This window comes from Mesorhizobium sp. ES1-4, assembly GCF_020164745.1.
GTDB lineage: Bacteria > Pseudomonadota > Alphaproteobacteria > Rhizobiales > Rhizobiaceae > Mesorhizobium.
The window spans coordinates 91,144-107,063 of sequence record NZ_JAIUGV010000005.1 but is presented as its reverse complement, the minus strand read 5'-3'; the positions used below and the strand labels follow the sequence as shown (position 1 = coordinate 107,063).

General features: G+C 63.5%; 16 protein-coding genes. 2 read left to right on the top strand and 14 right to left on the bottom strand.

Going from position 1 to position 15,920, the window contains the following annotated elements; all coding sequences use genetic code 11:
* Nucleotides 1-97: 97 nt before the first annotated feature.
* Both LB556_RS11080 and LB556_RS11075 read left to right on the top strand, forming a co-directional pair.
* A complete protein-coding gene (locus LB556_RS11080) occupies nucleotides 98-970 on the top strand; it encodes a hypothetical protein (RefSeq protein ID WP_224566919.1) in 873 nt (290 codons plus the stop codon).
* Between the two features lie 234 nt (nucleotides 971-1,204).
* Nucleotides 1,205-1,663 (top strand): hypothetical protein, encoded by a 459-nt coding sequence (locus tag LB556_RS11075; RefSeq protein ID WP_224566918.1) that lies wholly within the window; start codon nucleotides 1,205-1,207, stop codon nucleotides 1,661-1,663.
* A 245-nt stretch (nucleotides 1,664-1,908) separates the two neighbouring features.
* Here LB556_RS11075 and ftsH read toward each other — a convergent pair whose 3' ends face one another.
* From ftsH to ruvC, 14 genes are all read right to left on the bottom strand, one after another.
* On the bottom strand, nucleotides 1,909-3,837 hold the full coding sequence (gene ftsH, locus LB556_RS11070) for an ATP-dependent zinc metalloprotease FtsH (protein ID WP_224566916.1): 1,929 nt from the start codon (nucleotides 3,835-3,837) through the stop codon (nucleotides 1,909-1,911).
* A 122-nt stretch (nucleotides 3,838-3,959) separates the two neighbouring features.
* The gene (tilS, locus tag LB556_RS11065; RefSeq protein WP_224567503.1) at nucleotides 3,960-5,327 is read right to left on the bottom strand and encodes a tRNA lysidine(34) synthetase TilS; all 1,368 of its coding nucleotides are present in this window, start codon (nucleotides 5,325-5,327) and stop codon (nucleotides 3,960-3,962) included.
* A gap of 42 nt (nucleotides 5,328-5,369) precedes the next feature.
* On the bottom strand, nucleotides 5,370-6,464 hold the full coding sequence (gene ybgF, locus LB556_RS11060; protein ID WP_224566914.1) for a tol-pal system protein YbgF: 1,095 nt from the start codon (nucleotides 6,462-6,464) through the stop codon (nucleotides 5,370-5,372).
* A gap of 279 nt (nucleotides 6,465-6,743) precedes the next feature.
* Nucleotides 6,744-7,250, bottom strand: a complete 507-nt coding sequence (pal, locus tag LB556_RS11055) for a peptidoglycan-associated lipoprotein Pal (RefSeq protein WP_224566912.1) — start codon at nucleotides 7,248-7,250, stop codon at nucleotides 6,744-6,746.
* A gap of 246 nt (nucleotides 7,251-7,496) precedes the next feature.
* On the bottom strand, nucleotides 7,497-7,874 hold the full coding sequence (locus LB556_RS11050) for a four helix bundle protein (protein ID WP_224566909.1): 378 nt from the start codon (nucleotides 7,872-7,874) through the stop codon (nucleotides 7,497-7,499).
* A gap of 31 nt (nucleotides 7,875-7,905) precedes the next feature.
* Nucleotides 7,906-9,216: a Tol-Pal system beta propeller repeat protein TolB gene (tolB, locus tag LB556_RS11045; RefSeq protein WP_224566907.1), complete on the bottom strand. Its 1,311-nt coding sequence runs from the start codon at nucleotides 9,214-9,216 to the stop codon at nucleotides 7,906-7,908.
* A gap of 40 nt (nucleotides 9,217-9,256) precedes the next feature.
* Entirely contained in the window at nucleotides 9,257-10,414 is a 1,158-nt protein-coding gene (locus LB556_RS11040; RefSeq protein WP_224566905.1) for a cell envelope integrity protein TolA, read from the bottom strand.
* Nucleotides 10,415-10,421: 7 nt separating this feature from the next.
* A complete protein-coding gene (gene tolR / locus LB556_RS11035; protein WP_224566903.1) occupies nucleotides 10,422-10,874 on the bottom strand; it encodes a protein TolR in 453 nt (150 codons plus the stop codon).
* A gap of 11 nt (nucleotides 10,875-10,885) precedes the next feature.
* Complete coding sequence (gene tolQ / locus LB556_RS11030; protein WP_015315267.1) at nucleotides 10,886-11,596, bottom strand: protein TolQ; 711 nt, start codon at nucleotides 11,594-11,596, stop codon at nucleotides 10,886-10,888.
* Nucleotides 11,597-11,865: 269 nt separating this feature from the next.
* On the bottom strand, nucleotides 11,866-12,336 hold the full coding sequence (ybgC, locus tag LB556_RS11025) for a tol-pal system-associated acyl-CoA thioesterase (protein ID WP_224566901.1): 471 nt from the start codon (nucleotides 12,334-12,336) through the stop codon (nucleotides 11,866-11,868).
* Nucleotides 12,337-12,504: 168 nt separating this feature from the next.
* The gene (locus LB556_RS11020) at nucleotides 12,505-13,401 is read right to left on the bottom strand and encodes a metallophosphoesterase (protein ID WP_224566899.1); all 897 of its coding nucleotides are present in this window, start codon (nucleotides 13,399-13,401) and stop codon (nucleotides 12,505-12,507) included.
* A 199-nt stretch (nucleotides 13,402-13,600) separates the two neighbouring features.
* The gene (ruvB, locus tag LB556_RS11015) at nucleotides 13,601-14,638 is read right to left on the bottom strand and encodes a Holliday junction branch migration DNA helicase RuvB (RefSeq protein ID WP_224566897.1); all 1,038 of its coding nucleotides are present in this window, start codon (nucleotides 14,636-14,638) and stop codon (nucleotides 13,601-13,603) included.
* Between the two features lie 43 nt (nucleotides 14,639-14,681).
* Nucleotides 14,682-15,302, bottom strand: a complete 621-nt coding sequence (gene ruvA, locus LB556_RS11010) for a Holliday junction branch migration protein RuvA (protein ID WP_224566895.1) — start codon at nucleotides 15,300-15,302, stop codon at nucleotides 14,682-14,684.
* 13 nt (nucleotides 15,303-15,315) lie between these two features.
* Entirely contained in the window at nucleotides 15,316-15,828 is a 513-nt protein-coding gene (gene ruvC / locus LB556_RS11005) for a crossover junction endodeoxyribonuclease RuvC (protein WP_224566894.1), read from the bottom strand.
* Nucleotides 15,829-15,920 lie beyond the last annotated feature (92 nt).

The following is a 15,920-nucleotide window of genomic DNA, read 5'->3' as shown; positions in this document are numbered from 1 at the left end:
CGGTGATATATACGCCACTTGGCATCTGGCGCAACCGACCGTTGAGCGTTATTGATTTGCCGGGACGTACAATGGGCTGCAGCCATGGAGAAACGCTATGCTCATCCACCGAATTGCCACTCTGACCGGCCTAGCCGTCGCGACGTTGTTCCTGGCCGCGCCAGCCAACGCGCTGACGATGGCCGAGTGCAGCACGAAGTATAACGCCGCCAAGGACGCGGGGACACTTGCCGGGGCGACTTGGAACCAGTTCCGCAAGGCGCAATGCGGTACCGACGCCGCGGCCACCACGGACACCAAGGCGGCCACAACCAAGGCAGCCACAACCAAGGCAGCCACAACCAAGGCGGCCGAGACGAAGCCTGCCACGACAACCAAGGCTGCCGCCGCAGCTGCCGACAGCACGGCCAAGGGCCTAACCGCCAAGGAATGCAGCACCAAGTACCAGGCGGCCAAGGCGGCCGGCACGCTGAACGGCATGAAGTGGAACGACTTCCGCAAAGCCGAATGCGCCGCTGGCGCAGCCGCAGCCGACACCACCAAGCCGGCGACCACCAAGGCTGCGACCACCACCACACCGGCCGCCACAGGCAAGGGTCTGAGCATGGCCGAGTGCAGCACCAAGTACCAGGCGGCCAAGACGGCGAACACGCTGAAGGGCATGAAGTGGAACGACTTCCGCAAGAGCGAATGCGGCGCCAGCGCCTCGGAAGACGACAGCGTGCCCGCTCCGAGCGAGGCGAACTACACCAAGGAACCGGCGAAGCCGACGACCGTAGCGCCCAAGGGCGTCACCTTCCCGTCCGCGATCTCGGCCAAGTATGCCAGCGAGACCCCCGGAAAGGGCCGCATGCACACCTGCCTCGACCAGTACTATGTCCTCAAGGACGCCAATGCGCTCGGCGGCCTGAAGTGGATCCAGAAGGGCGGCGGCTTCTACAGCCTCTGCAATGCCAAGCTGAAGGGCTGATCGCCTAATTGTTCGAAGAAGGAAGGCCCGTGCACCGTGACGTGCGCGGGCCTTTTTGTTGCTCGCGAAGATGCCGCGGCCCCTGCTCGCATCGGCATCTGGCGGGAGCGACCGGCATCATCAACCCACTTCCCTCCGCCGGGCCTATAAGTAGCTCGCAAAGATTCCGATTGAACATATAAGGAACAAACAGTATACAAAAAGACATCGGACTCGTAGCAATCAGGAGGATTTATGTCCAGTTTGAAGTTGGCGATATTGGGTGTGACCGCATTGATCGCTTGGGGCGTCGCCCCTGCAAGCGCACTGACTATGAAGGAATGCGGAGAGACCTACAGGGCAGCTAAGGAAGGCGGCACTCTGGACGGCATGGACTGGGCCGCTTTCCGCAAGGAGAAATGCGCGACGCCCGCTACAGACAGTGTCAGCGCGGATACGATCAAGACTGAGCCGCAGCCGAAAAAGGAAGCCAGCGCGGCGGTCGCCCCCACGGTAGCGCCGGCGGGCGTGACATTCCCGACCACCCTCGCCGCGGAGTTCAAGACCGAAAAACCCGCGAAGGCGCGGATGAAGACCTGCCTGCAGGGTTACCACGGCAACAAGGACGCAGGTACGCTGAACGGCCTTCGCTGGATCCAGAAGGGCGGCGGCTATTACAGCCTCTGCAATGCGCGGCTGAAAGCTGAGTCATAACGATCGAACACGGCGGATACGGCTATTCACCGCCCGCAGACGGCGAGTCGTCATCCTCGGGCTTATTCCACTGCTGTCCGGTTAAGCGGATTGGACAGCAGTGGGTCAAGCCCGAGGATGATGCTCCTACGTACGTTCGATACCTAGAGCAATTCCAGGAAAAGTGCGTAGCGGTTTTCCGTCCGGAATTGCGTGAAAACAAAGAGTTAGAGCGGTGCAGCGATTCTATCAAACGCTGAACCGCTCTAGCCTTGCGGTTGCGGCTCCATGCCGCCTTCGGGCTCGGGGCCCTTCTTGCGGCGGCCGCCGGACTTCGGCACGGCCGAACCACGGCTCGGCGGCGTGTCGTCGCCAAGGTCGCGCGCGGGCTTCCCACCCGCGATCAGCTGCTTGATCTCGTCACCGGACAGCGTCTCGTACTCGAGCAGGCCTTGCGCCAGCGCGATCCATTCCTTCTTCTTTTTGGTCAGCACCGCCTTCGCCGTGGAATAGGCCTCGTCGATCAGGCGGCGCACTTCGCCGTCGATGATCTGCGCGGTCTCTTCCGAGATGTTCTGCGTACGCGCCACCGAATGGCCGAGGAACACTTCCTCCTGGTTGTCGCCATAGGCGACATGGCCGAGCTTGTCGGAGAAGCCCCAGCGCGTGACCATGGCGCGAGCCAGCTTGGTCGCCTGCTCGATGTCGGAGGAAGCGCCCGAGGTGATGTTCTCCTTCCCGAACTTGAACTCCTCGGCGACCCGCCCGCCCATCATGATGGCAAGGCGTGAGACCATGTATTTGTAGCTCATGGAGTAGCGGTCGCCTTCCGGCAACTGCATGACCATGCCGAGCGCACGGCCGCGCGGGATGATCGTCGCCTTGTGCAGCGGATCGGCCGAGGGCACGTTGAGCGCCAGGATGGCGTGGCCGGCCTCGTGATAGGCGGTCAGCTCCTTCTCGGCCTGGGTCATGGCCGACGAGCGGCGCTCGGCGCCCATCATGATCTTGTCCTTGGCGTCCTCGAACTCGGCCATGGTGACGAGGCGCTTGTTGCGCCGCGCCGCCATCAGCGCGGATTCGTTGACCAGGTTCATCAGGTCGGCGCCGGAGAAGCCGGGGGTACCACGAGCGACGACCTTGAGGTCGACATTCGGCGCCAGCGGGACGTTACGCACATGCACCTTGAGGATCTTTTCGCGGCCGACGATGTCGGGGTTCGGCACCACCACCTGGCGGTCGAAACGGCCTGGACGCAGCAACGCCGGGTCGAGCACGTCGGGCCGGTTGGTGGCGGCGATAAGGATGATGCTTTCGTTGGATTCGAAGCCGTCCATCTCGACGAGCAGCTGGTTCAGCGTTTGCTCGCGCTCGTCGTTGCCGCCGCCGAGGCCGGCGCCGCGATGGCGGCCGACGGCATCGATTTCGTCGATGAAGATGATGCAGGGCGCGTTCTTCTTGGCCTGGTCGAACATGTCGCGCACGCGGCTGGCGCCGACGCCGACGAACATCTCGACGAAATCCGAACCTGAAATGGTGAAGAACGGCACGTTGGCTTCGCCGGCGACCGAGCGGGCAAGCAGCGTCTTGCCGGTGCCGGGAGGGCCGACCAGTAGCACGCCGCGCGGAATTTTGCCGCCGAGGCGCTGGAACTTCTGCGGATCGCGCAGGAACTCGACGATCTCTTCGAGATCTTCCTTGGCTTCGTCGACGCCGGCGACGTCCTGGAAGGTGACGCGGCCATGCGCCTCGGTCAGCAGCTTGGCCTTCGACTTGCCGAAGCCCATGGCGCGCCCGGAGCCGGACTGCATCTGGCGCATGAAGAATATCCACACGCCGAGGATAAGGATCATCGGCAGCCACGAGATCAGGTAGCCGAACAGCGAATTGGAGCCGTCGGTCTCGGGCCGCGCATTGATGGTGACGTTCTTGTCCTGCAGCCGCGAGACCAGTTGGGGATCGCCGGGCGAATAGGTCTGGAAGCCGCTGGAATTGTCGGTATAGGTGCCGGTGATGCGGGCACCCGCGATGGTCACCGTCTTGACCCGGCCGGCCGCGACATCCTGCAGGAACTGCGAATAAGGCACATCGCTCGAAGCTCCGCGCGTCTGCGGCGTCTGGAACAGATTGAAGAGGGCGATGAGCAGGACCGCTATGATCGCCCAGAGCGCGAGGTTGCGATAGTTCGGATTCATCAATTGTCCCGTTGGAGCCCGCGAGCGGACTGCATCATGAGAGGAAACTTGGGCCTAACATAGGGAGAGCGTCCCCCCTTGCCAAGCAGAACAGCATGTCTGGGTTAAGCTTTCGCGCAGCATCAACCGGCACTGTGGCCACGCAATGGCGAGGCAGGTGGGGGCGTCGCGCCGGTTAGCGCGGCGACGGCACGCGCCGGGGCCAGATCGAAGGACGGCAGGAAGCGGGCAAAGGGAGCAACGACCGGCACGGCCGCGAACCCTTGCGATGTCGGCCAATCGGGCGCTGGGCCGGTCTTCTCGACGGCTTGCCGCGAGACTGGTTCAGCTGCCAACGCCGCCCGAACGAGGCTTGGCGGGGCTTCACCCCGATCAACAACCCGCCGCTTCGCCGCCGCCGCCCCGAACGGGGCGATCAACAATGTGCCGCTGGCGTCGTTCAACGTGATTTGGCGACGACCGTCCCAGATGGCGGCGTCGACCGCTGCCACTGTCGCCGGCAGGTTGCGCATCTCGCGGCGCAGAAAGATGCCGGCGCGCCTGAAATCGACCACCGTCCGCGACAATGTGGCGCAAAGAAATCCGGCCTTCAGCCGGACAAGCAGCGCCTCGCTGCGAGCCTGGTCCGGCAGCAAGGCAATTCCCCCTGATGTCGCCAGCAGAATGCGCAGTGCGTAGACGGCCGCCCTGTCGTCGCCGGCGCTGAGCAGGGCCGGATCGAGACGGATGAGGCCTGCCGTCGGCTGGCTGGCGAAGCGTTCGACCAGAGAGGCGGCCTCGGCGCCAAGCCGCGTGCGGACGTCGGCCTCCCGTGCTGCCAACGCCAGCGCGTCGTTCATGCGCTGTGCGCCGGCCTCGCCGGCAAGGGTTGCCCGCATGCGCGGCCGCTCGAAGGCTTCGTCGGCATTGGTCGGGTCCTCGGCCCAGCCGACCTTTTGGCGCCGCAGGTAATCGCGCAGCGCATGGCGCCTCACGCCAAGAAGCGGCCGCACGATCCAGTCGCGCCAGTCATGCAAGGTGGCGGGTGCCATGCCGGCAAGGCCACGCCCCTCTTCGCGGGCCGCATCGCTGCGCTCGCGCCGCATCAACACCGTCTCGGCCTGGTCGTCCAATGTGTGTCCGGTCACGATCAGGCCAATGCCTTCCGCCCGGGCGGCGCTGGCCAGCAGCCGGTAGCGCGCCTCGCGCGCTGCCGCCGGCAGGCCGGTCGACGGTTTTTCTCCCGACCAGGCCAGGACGCGGTGTGCGACGCCGCGTTCCGCGCAAAGCTTCGCCACGGCACGCGCCTCGGCAGCCGAACCCGGCCGCAAGCCGTGATCGACCGTAACGGCCAGCAGCCTGGCGGACGGTTCGGTTCGGTCGAGATGCTGTTTGAGAAGGAGAAGGAGCGCGGTCGAGTCACTGCCGCCCGAGACGGCCGCAACGGCGCCGTTGGTAAAATCGATATGCGAAAACAATCTTGTCGAAAGATCAGGCTCGGCGTCGGGCATCATGTCGCCCGGGGTTGGGGGCCACGACATGCCCGGGAAATATCAGCACGCGGCCAGGGCCTTCTCCTGCTTGACGCGTTCCTTGAGTGTGTTTGAAATGTCGGGATAGCGCTTGCCGACCTCGCTGAAGGTGGCGCAGGCGACATCATGCTGCTTGAGGCCGACCAGCGACACGCCGAGCTTCAACAGCATGTCGGGTGCTTTCTTGGCCTTGGGATAGTCCTTGCTGGCGGCGAGGAAGACTTCCGCCGCATCGCGGTACTTCTGCTGGCCTAGCAGCGATTCCCCGAGCCAATAATGCGCGTCCGCCGTCTTGGCGTCCTTGGGGAAGCGGGAAATATGATCGCGGAAACCCTGCTCGGCGGTGCCGTAATCGCCCGAGAGGATGAACTGGTAGGAATTTCGATAGAGCTCTTCGGGATTGTTGGTGGCGGGCAGAGCCGCGACCACCGTGCCGGCGGACTTGCCGGCCTTGGCGGGTGCACCAGTGGCTGGCGCCGTGTCCTGTGCCGCCGAGGTCGACTGCGTGCTGCCACCGGCGTCGATCACATTGCCATTCTTGTCGACGGTGATGGAGCCAAAGGTCTTTTCGGGCGCCCCCCTACCGGGGATCACCTTGCCGGGGTCGCCATCGGGTGATTCGACGATGACGTCCTCGACCGTCTTGCCGCCCGCGGATTGATCGCTGCCGGACGCGGCGCCGGCATCAGCCGGCGCCTGGGTTGCCGGGGCCGAGGCCACATCGGTGCTGGTTCCGGTGGTGGCATCCGATTTCTTCTGCGCCGGCGGCTGTCCACCTTGCGAGCCGCCTTCCAGCTGCTGGAAGCGAAACTCGTTGTCTTCCTGCTGTTTGCGGATCTGTTCCTGCATCTGCAGGACCTGGAAATTAAGTTCCTCGACCTTGCCGTTCAACTGGCGCAATTGGTCCTCGAGCCCGGTCCCGCCGGCACCACTCGACTGCGCGAGCTGGACCTGATCCTGCTTTTTCTTCTCACCGAAAAGGCTGGGCAACTCAAGTGTCGGCAGATGGAAGGAAAAACCGCTCTCGGTTGATTGCCCCGTGCCGCTCGCCAAGGCGGTTACGCCTGATAAAAGCAGCAGCGCAAGCGTGCCGCTCAGAACCGATCTCAAATGCATGTGCCTCTCGCCGTCCAATCGTTAGCTTGTTTGCGCCTTCCAATCGATCTGAGACCAGCCAAGCGCCCTCGGCTCATAGCAGGGCGCGAGACTTCGGCCAAATTTTGTTTCTGGCCTCAGGATATGAAAAAGGCGGCCCGCAGGCCGCCTTTCGCAAAGAGGTGTTGTATTTTTGCCGCCTACGGACGCCGCGTCGGTGGACGCGCAACGGGACGCCGCAGCCGTTTGTTACCCGCGCATGATCGTTTCCGAAGACCGAATTTGATCTTCGGTCGTGCGTCAGGAGCCGGCGCCGCTGAGCGTGGTGACGGCGCGGCGGTTCTGCGACCAGCAGGAGATATCGTCGCATACGGCGACCGGCCGTTCCTTGCCGTAGGAAATCGTCTTGAGGCGGCTGGCCGCAACGCCCTTGGAGACCAGGAAGTCGCGAGTGGCAGCGGCGCGGCGGGCACCAAGCGCCAGATTGTATTCACGCGTGCCGCGTTCGTCGGCATGGCCTTCGATGACGATGGCATACTGCTTGTACTGGTTCAGCCACTGTGCCTGGCGCGAAAGCGTCGTCTGGGCGTCGGCACGGATCGAGGTCGAGTCCGTATCGAAGAAGATGCGGTCGCCGATGTTGACGGTGAAGTCCTGCGCCGAGCCCGGTGTCGCGGCACCCGCGCCGTTGAGACCGAGATCGGCCGCGCTGTTCGGCGTCTTCTTCGAGGCGCACCCGGCAACGGCGAGCATCGCCACCAGCGCGATCATGACCGGATTTCTGGTAAGTGCTGCGATACGGCCCATGCCGCCTCTCCTTCGTATTCGAGTGATTTCGTTGATCACCCAGTAACCACGTTTGGGTTAACCGGCATTCAAGAAACACGGTTAAAGTTTGGTTTAGACTGCCCGTCCGCAGCCGTTTGGCCGTAAGCCACAGTTGGCGCGGACCCTAGGCGGAAATGCGGCCAAAACGCGACCAAGGTATGGAAAAACGGAATTGAAGATTTGCAGGATTGGAGAATTGATGAATTGGAGAACTGACGTGAGAGATCACCTCAGCTTCTCTCTCAAGTTCACCAGCATTCCATAGATATGGGTATAAGATTGCAGCCACTCGTCGCGTTGCCCGTGCCCGATGTATTCAAGGTCGGACGCGTACGAAATCCATGTCTCCACTTCGCTGCATGACCCCATGGCCATTGAAATGAACCGGGCGAATTCGGCTTTGGAGTGGGTCTGCTTGGCAAAGCCCTCGGCCAGATTGGCGCAAATCCCTTTGCTGGAACGCCGCAGCTGATCGGCAAGCGCATATTGCTCTATTTTGGGGAAAGCGAGCGTGGCCTTGTGAACCGCGAGAGAGACTACGTAAGCGCGCTTGTAGACCTCCAGATCCTTTGCTCGCCTAACGTAGCCTTCTGCTTTCTCCATCTCGTCAATTCTTCAATTCGCCAAATCCGTCTTATTCCAGTAGCGGCGACCAGGCCGGATCGGAAGCGAAATTGGCGGTTGGAATCGGCTGCTCGTTGCGGCCGGTGAGATCGACGGAAACCAGTTTCGGGCCGCCATTCGAGTCACGGAAGAACATGAGCACGCGGCCGTTCGGCGCCCAGGTCGGTCCTTCCTGCTGGAAGCCGGAGGACAGGATGCGCTCGCCAGAGCCGTCGGTCTTCATGACCCCGATCTGGAATTCGCCGCCGGTCTGCTTGGTGAAGGCGATGAGGTCGCCGCGCGGCGACCACACCGGCGTCGAATAGACGCCGTCGCCGAAGGAGATGCGGGTCTGGCCCGAGCCGTCGGCGCCCATGACATAGATCTGGGCGCGGCCGCCGCGGTCGGAGGTGAACACCACCTTGCTGCCGTCGGGCGAATAGGAGGGCGAGGTGTCGATGGCGGTCGAGTTGGTCAGCCGCGTGGTCGAACGGCTGCGCAGATCCATGGCGAAGATGTTGGAATTGCCGTCGTCGCGCAGCAGGCTCATGATCACCTTCTGGCCGTCGGGCGAGAAGCGCGGCGCGAACGTCATGCCGGGGAAATTGCCGACCAGTTCGCGCTGTCCGGTCTCGATCTGCAGGAGATAGACCCGCGGCTGGCCGCTTTCATAGGACATGTAGGTGATTTCCTGACGGTTCGGCGAGAAGCGTGGCGTCAGCACGATCGACCGGCCATCCGAGAGGTAGCGCACATTGGCGCCGTCCTGGTCCATGATGGCAAGGCGCTTCTTGCGCGCGTTCTTGGCGCCGGATTCGTCGATGAAGACGATCCGCGTGTCGAAATAGCCCTTCTCGCCGGTCAGCCGCTCATAGATGGCGTCTGCGATTATGTGGGCGACGCGGCGCTGATTGGCGTCGTTGGCGAAGAACTGCTCGCCGGCCATCTGCTGTCCGGCGAAGGTGTCCCACAGCCGGTACTGCGCGCGGATGCGTCCGTCTGCTTCCTTGCTGACGCTTCCGGTGACCAGCGCCTGCGCGTTGATCACCTTCCAGTCGTCGAAACGGGGCGCTGCGTCCGGGTTGGTGATCTTCTCGATGAAGGCGCTCTTGTCGATCGGCGCGAACAGGCCGGAGCGCTTCAGGTCGGCGGCGACGATCTGGGAAATTTGCGCGCCAAGCGCATCGCCGCCCTGGAAATCCGTGATGGCGATCGGCAGCGGCTCGACATTGCCCTTGTTGACGTTGAGTTCGACCAGCGCCCACGCAGGCACCGGAACGATGGCTGTCATGCCCAGCGCCATGGCTGCAATCGTCAGGAGCGGCTTGAGGAAAGATCGCATATCGTCTCGCTTCTCTTCTTTGATTGGGTGGACGCCAGGCCTAGAGGCCGAGCATTTCCCTTGGGTCGAACGTGACCCGGATGTCGGACCAGATGTCTTGCTTGCCGGCGGGAACCTGCAGGCCCGCCATGTCGCATTTCTGGACGGCGCGCACGGCGCTTTCATCGAACTGCCGATTGCCGCTCGATTTCTCCACGGACGGGCGGCTGTCGAGCTTGCCGGACGTGTTCAGGGTGAAACGGACCACGACGACGAAATTCTCCGAACCTTCCAGGCCTGCCGGCAAGGTCCAGCAACCGCCCAACTGGCTTTCCAGGGCGCCCTGCTCCGACTTCGACAACTTCTGTCCCTGATCCTTGTCGCCGCCGAGCGACGCCTGCTGGGTCGAGCGCTTGGCCCCGCCTCCGGACGGCTTCTGCTTGTCGAGCAGGGCCGAGATCTCATTGGCGTTGAATTGCTTGTCGTCGGACCTTGGCTTGGATGACGCTTCCTTGACCGGCTTGTCGGCATCCTTGCGTTCAGGCGCCTTGGCGCTTTCTGCCTGTGCCTGCTGCGGCTTTGGCCGGGCTTCCGGTGCCGGCGCTGAACTCGGCAATGGGGTCTCTTCGGGCGGCGGCTCCTTGGCAATGGCCTCGGCGACGGCATCCGGCTTGACCTCGGGCGTCGGATCGATAGCCGCGGTCTTGTCCTGCGGCGGCGGAGTCGGCGCCGGCTTGGCCGGCGTCGGCTTGGGCTCCGTCTGCTTGACCGGCTCGGGCTTCACGTCTTCCTTGGGCTGCGGCGCGGGCGCCACTTCCGTCGCGGGGATGGGCTTCGGCTTTTCCCGCGGCTTCGGCACGTCCTCGGTCTTCGAGATTTCCTTCGGGGTCGGCGCCGGCGCCGGAGCCGAGGTCGTGTCGACCGGTTTCGGCTTTGCTTCCGGCGTTATCGGCTTTTCCGTGTCGACGCTGTTTTCGCCCACCTTCTGCGCATTCGGCACGATATCGGGACGCTGCGTCGGCAACGGCGCCGGCTTTTCATGCATCACGGCCTTCTTGTCGCCCTGCAAGGTCTGCGCGATGGCCTCCATCGGCACGATGTCGACAGCGACCGACTCCACGTCAACGGACGGAAGCGCGGCCGGCGCCGACAGGGTGAACAGGCCGAAGACCAGCACCGCCGCATGCAAGATCACCGATGTGGTGAGGCCGGTCTTCATCTTCCGTTTATTGATCCTGTTCCTGCAGCGAAACCAGGCCGATGTTCTTGTAGCCCGCGGCTGAAATACGGGCCATCACCTTCATCGCCGTGCCGTAGTCGGTGGCCTTGTCGCCACGGATGAAGATGCGCTCTTCGTAGCCGGTCTTGGAAATCGCCTGCAGCTTGGCCACCAGCTCCTCGATCGGGATCTCGGTTTCCTGCAGGAAGATCTTGCCGGCCGCATCGATCGAGACGGTGATCGGCTGGGTATCGGCATTCATCGCCTTGGCCTGCGTGTCGGGCAGGTCGATCGGCACGCCGACCGTCAGCATGGGTGCGGCGACCATGAAGATGATCAGCAGCACCAGCATCACGTCGACCATCGGCGTGACGTTGATCTCCGACATCAGCGCATGGTGACGGCCGCGCCGCCGGTGGCCGCGCCCGCCTCTCCCGCCCATGCCTACGGACATACCCATCTCGTTACTCCTCAGGCCTTCGGCGCGACTTTTTCATCGATTTGGCGCGAGAGTATGGCGGAGAACTCGTCCGAGAACCCCTCCATGCGCACCGCGATCTTGCTCGCATCCGATGACAGCTTGTTATAGGCGATGACCGCCGGAATGGCGGCGAGCAGGCCGATGGCCGTCGCCAGCAGCGCTTCGGCGATACCGGGCGCGACCACCGCGAGGCTGGTGTTCTTGGAGCCGGCGATGGCCTGGAACGAGGTCATGATGCCGATGACGGTGCCGAACAGGCCGATGAAGGGTGCAGCCGAGCCGGTGGTGGCGAGGAAACCGAGGCGCCCCTCCAGCTTCTCCATCTCCCGGGTCAGCGCCAGGTCCATGGCCTTGTCGATGCGGGTCTGCAGGCCGAGCGGCGACTTGGCGCCTTTCTCGAAACTCTTCTTCCATTCGCGCATGGCGGCGACGAAAATGGCCCCCATGCCTGTCGTCTTGCGGTCGGCGAGCGTGCGGTAGAGCTCCTCCAGCGACTGCCCCGACCAGAAAACCTGCTCGAAGCGGTTCAGCGCCAGTCGCATGCGGCCATAGGCGACCAGCTTGTCGACAATGATCGCCCAGGTCCACACCGAGGCACAGAGCAGCCCGATCATGACCAGCTTGACCACCCAGCTGGCCTGCATGAACAAGGCCCAAATCGACAATTGCGCGCCCGGTTCGGCGAGTGCGATATTTTCCATCGTTACGTCCTTAAGATTTCCGGGCGAAGCTGGCGGCTGGCCCATGGCATCCCTTGTGGTCGGTGCGCACGAAGCTACCGGACACCCCAAACCGTGCCGTTAGCGGCCTTTTCGGGGCAAATATTGGTGAAAGGAAGGCGTCGAATAACGCCAATCTTCACCAATCTCTTCATGAACCGTTATGGTTAAGGATGGGTTAGTGTATAAGGCGCGGCGCATTGCCGCGCCCAACTCCCAAGGGCGTCGGTCCAGGGCCCTGCCCCAGGACGTCAGCGTGCCCGAGGCATGAAGGCTGCGACCCATTCCCGGGGGAAGCGCCGCGGCCGGCCGTTCGCGCCGATGATCGCCGCCTCGACCTTGGCCTCGACCAGCACATCGTCGTCGCGCTTGAGCTGCTGCGCCATGAAGATGCGTGCACCCGAGATGTCCTGCGTGCGGGTATCGACAGTCAGGATGTCATCGATCCGGGCGGGGATCCGGAAATCGATCTCCATGCGGCGCACCACCCAAACGATCTTCTCGCCATGCTTGCCGTCGGCGAGTTCAGTATGATGCACTCCGGTGAGCCTGAGATAGTCGGAGCGGCCGCGCTCGAGGAATTCAAGATAGCGCGCGTGATAGACGACGCCTGAGAAATCGGTGTCGGCATAATAGACCCGCGCCATCAATCGGTGGCCGAACTCGGTCAGCGCGCCGGAAAGCCCGGCCAGCAATGCCGCGGATTCACCATGATCGCCCATTGCGCTTCCCTTTTGGATGCCGACGCGGCAGGTATTTTTGGCGCATGAACCCGATGGCATTGTTGGCCACGATGATCAAGACCTTGATGGCGGTCGTGCTGTCCTTCAATGGCGACAAGGCCGAGCCTGACGTGATGGACGCAATCCGAAGCCTGCCCTGAAGTGCGGTCAGCCGAGGTCGATCGACAGGATTTCCGGGCGCATTCCGAAACGGATGGGCAGCTTGCTGAAGCCAAGTCCGCCCGAGACGATCAGATTGCGGTCGCTCTCGACGACATGGCCATAGACATAGCGATTGCCGTAACGCGACGGCACGACGGGCGAATAGCCGAACAACCGCACCTGTCCGCCATGGGTGTGTCCCGACAGGGTCAACGACACACGCCACGGCACTTTCGGAAAGATGTCCGGCTCGTGCGCCAGCAGGATGACGGGCGCGGCGTCGCCGATCTTGCCCAGCGTGCCATCGAGATCGTCCAGTCCCGTGAAACCGTCGGCCTCTTCTTTCGGCAACAGCGCCAGTTGGTCGGCAAGGCCGGCGATCCAGACGCCATGTCCCTCCTTTTCCAGCCGCACGACGTCATTCTCCAGCACCGGGATGCCGACCTTCTCCAATGCCTTGCGCGCGATCGTCGGGCCAACTCCCGCACGCTGTGCGAAGCCATCGTTCCACCAGTCGTGATTGCCGAGGATCGACAGCACGCCGAGCGGAGCCTTCAGGCCAGACAGGGCGCCGGCCCATTCCGGTGGCGTCACCCTGCGTGACACAAGGCGCATGCCGGAGATGTAGTCGCCGAGCAGCACGATCAGGTCCGGCTGCAGTGCATTTGCCTCTTCGGCAAGCGAGGCAATCCGCTCGGGCGACATCCACGGCCGGCAGGCGTGGATGTCGGCGAGCGCGACGATGCGCAGCTTCAATCCGGCCGGCCAATTCGGTGGCGTCAGCGCATAGCGCTTCACATGCGTCAGTAACATCGGCTCGATGCCGACGGCGTAGGCACTGAACGAGGCGACCGACAGGAACGATCCGCCGATGAAGCGCAGGAATCCGCGTCTGCTTATCATTAAAGTGGCTCCGGCACCTCATTTCGGCATGCGCTGATGCCTGTAGCCCAAAAGTGATTCCGGTTTGGAAGGACGACATGCGTGGAGGCAGCGAGCTGATACAATCCAGGAATACGCCCGCAAGCCGACGAAGATGAGGAGAATTTGCGCAGGTCCGTTCACTGATGCTTGATCGGCGGGGTGAAAAGCCGCGTCGGGGCTACTCTTCCTGGAACAGATTGATCTGCTGCTGCGCCAGATCCTTCGGCGCATCGAGGCCAAGGTGGCGCCAGGCGTTGGCGGTCAGCATGCGGCCGCGCGGCGTGCGCTGGATGAAGCCCTGCTGGATCAGATAAGGCTCGATGATGTCCTCGATGGCGTCGCGTGGCTCGGACAGGCCGGCGGCGATGGTCTCGATGCCGACCGGCCCACCGCCGAAATTGCGCGCGATCATCGACAGATAGCGGCGGTCGAGCGCATCCAGCCCGAGTGCGTCGACTTCGAGCCGGGTCAAGGCCTCGTCGGCGACCAGGCGGTCGACATGGCCGTCGCCGGCGACCGAGGCGAAATCGCGCACGCGCCGCAGCAGCCGCCCGGCAATGCGTGGCGTGCCGCGTGCGCGCCGGGCGATTTCCAGTGCGCCGTCGTCGCCAAGCGGCATCTGCAGGATGCGGGCGCCGCGCCGCACGATCTGCTCCAACTCCTCGACCGTGTAAAAATTGAGCCGCACCGGGATGCCGAAGCGGTCGCGCAGCGGATTGGTGAGCAGGCCGAGCCGCGTGGTGGCTGCCACCAGCGTGAAACGGGCAAGGTCGATCTTGACCGAACGCGCCGCCGGCCCCTCGCCGATGATCAGGTCGAGCTGGAAATCCTCCATCGCCGGATAGAGGATCTCCTCCACCGCCGGGTTGAGCCTGTGAATCTCGTCGATGAACAGCACGTCGCCTTCTTCGAGATTGGTCAGCAGTGCCGCGAGATCGCCTGCCTTGGCGATGACCGGCCCGGAGGTCGAGCGGAAATTGACGCCGAGTTCACGCGCCATGATCTGCGCCAGCGTCGTCTTGCCCAGCCCCGGCGGCCCGACGAACAGCACATGGTCGAGCGCCTCCTTGCGGCCTTTGGCCGCCTCGATGAAGACTTTGAGGTTGGCCCGCACCGCCGCCTGGCCGACGAAATCGTCAAGCGTCTGCGGCCGCAAGGTCTGCTCGGCATCCTCGCCGCGCTTTTCCGGTGCAATGAGACGGGGGGAAAGGCTCATGGGACCTTCCTTGCACAGGGTAGCGCCCCGGACAAGCAATGGCTCACCGCGCCAGTTCCTTCAGCCCGAAGCGGATCAGCTTCGAGGCATCCGCACCCTCACCTGCAGTCTTTAGGGCCGCCGCCACCGCATTTGCGGCGGTGTCGCGCGAGTAGCCAAGATTGACCAGGGCCGAGACAGCGTCGGTGATCGGCGCCGGCGCTACGCCCTCACCGAGTTCCTGCTTGAGCCCAATGGTGCCGGTGGCGGTGCCCGCATAGGCCGGCGCCTTGTTCTTCAACTCGGTGACGATGCGCTCGGCCACCTTCTTGCCAACGCCAGGGGCGCGGGAAACCATGGCGATGTCGCGCAGGGCAATGGCATTGGCGAGGTCGGCCGGCGCCAACGTCGACAGGATGGCCAGCGCCACCTTGGCGCCGACACCCGGCACGTTGTTCATCAGCAACCGAAACCATTCGCGCTCAAGCTGCGACTGGAAACCATAGAGTCGCAGCATGTCCTCGCGCACATAGGTCTCGATGAACAGCACCACCGCTTCGCCAAGCGAGGGCAGCGCGGCCAGCGTGCGTGCCGAACAATAGGCGACGTAGCCGACGCCGTGGATATCGACGAGACAATAGTCTTCGTCGACCTCGTCGAGCGTGCCCTTGAGCTTGCCGATCATCCCCGACAGCCTCTCATGATGCCAACGCCGCCAGCCGATAGGCAGCACTCTGCCGGTGATGCGCGTGGCAAATCGCGATAGCCAGCGCGTCGGCGGCATGTTCGGTGTCGAAAATCGCTTTCGGCAGCAACACCTTCACCATCATGTGGATCTGCTTCTTGTCGCCGTGGCCGACGCCAATGACAGCCTTTTTCACTGCATTGGGCGCATATTCGGCGACGACGAGTCCCGCTCGTGCCGGAACCAGCATGGCGATGCCGCGCGCCTGGCCGAGCTTCAGCGTCGCAACGGCGTCCTTGTTGACGAAGGTCTGTTCGACCGCGGCCTCATGCGGCATGGCCTCATGGAGGATTTCGGCGAGCCCGTCATGCAGTTGGCAGAGCCGCGTCGCCAGCGCCGCCTTGTCCTCGGAGCGCACGGTGCCGGACGCGACGAAGCGCAAGGAATTGCCGAGGCTCTCGACGATGCCCCAGCCGGTGCGCCTGAGCCCCGGATCAATGCCAATGATGCGAATCGCGTCCCCCATCCAGCCACTCTACCTTCCACCGGCAGCGATGCCAGCGAAATGTGAACAAACCGGAAACGACAGCCTTGCCAGGCCGGGAGAATATCTTGAGA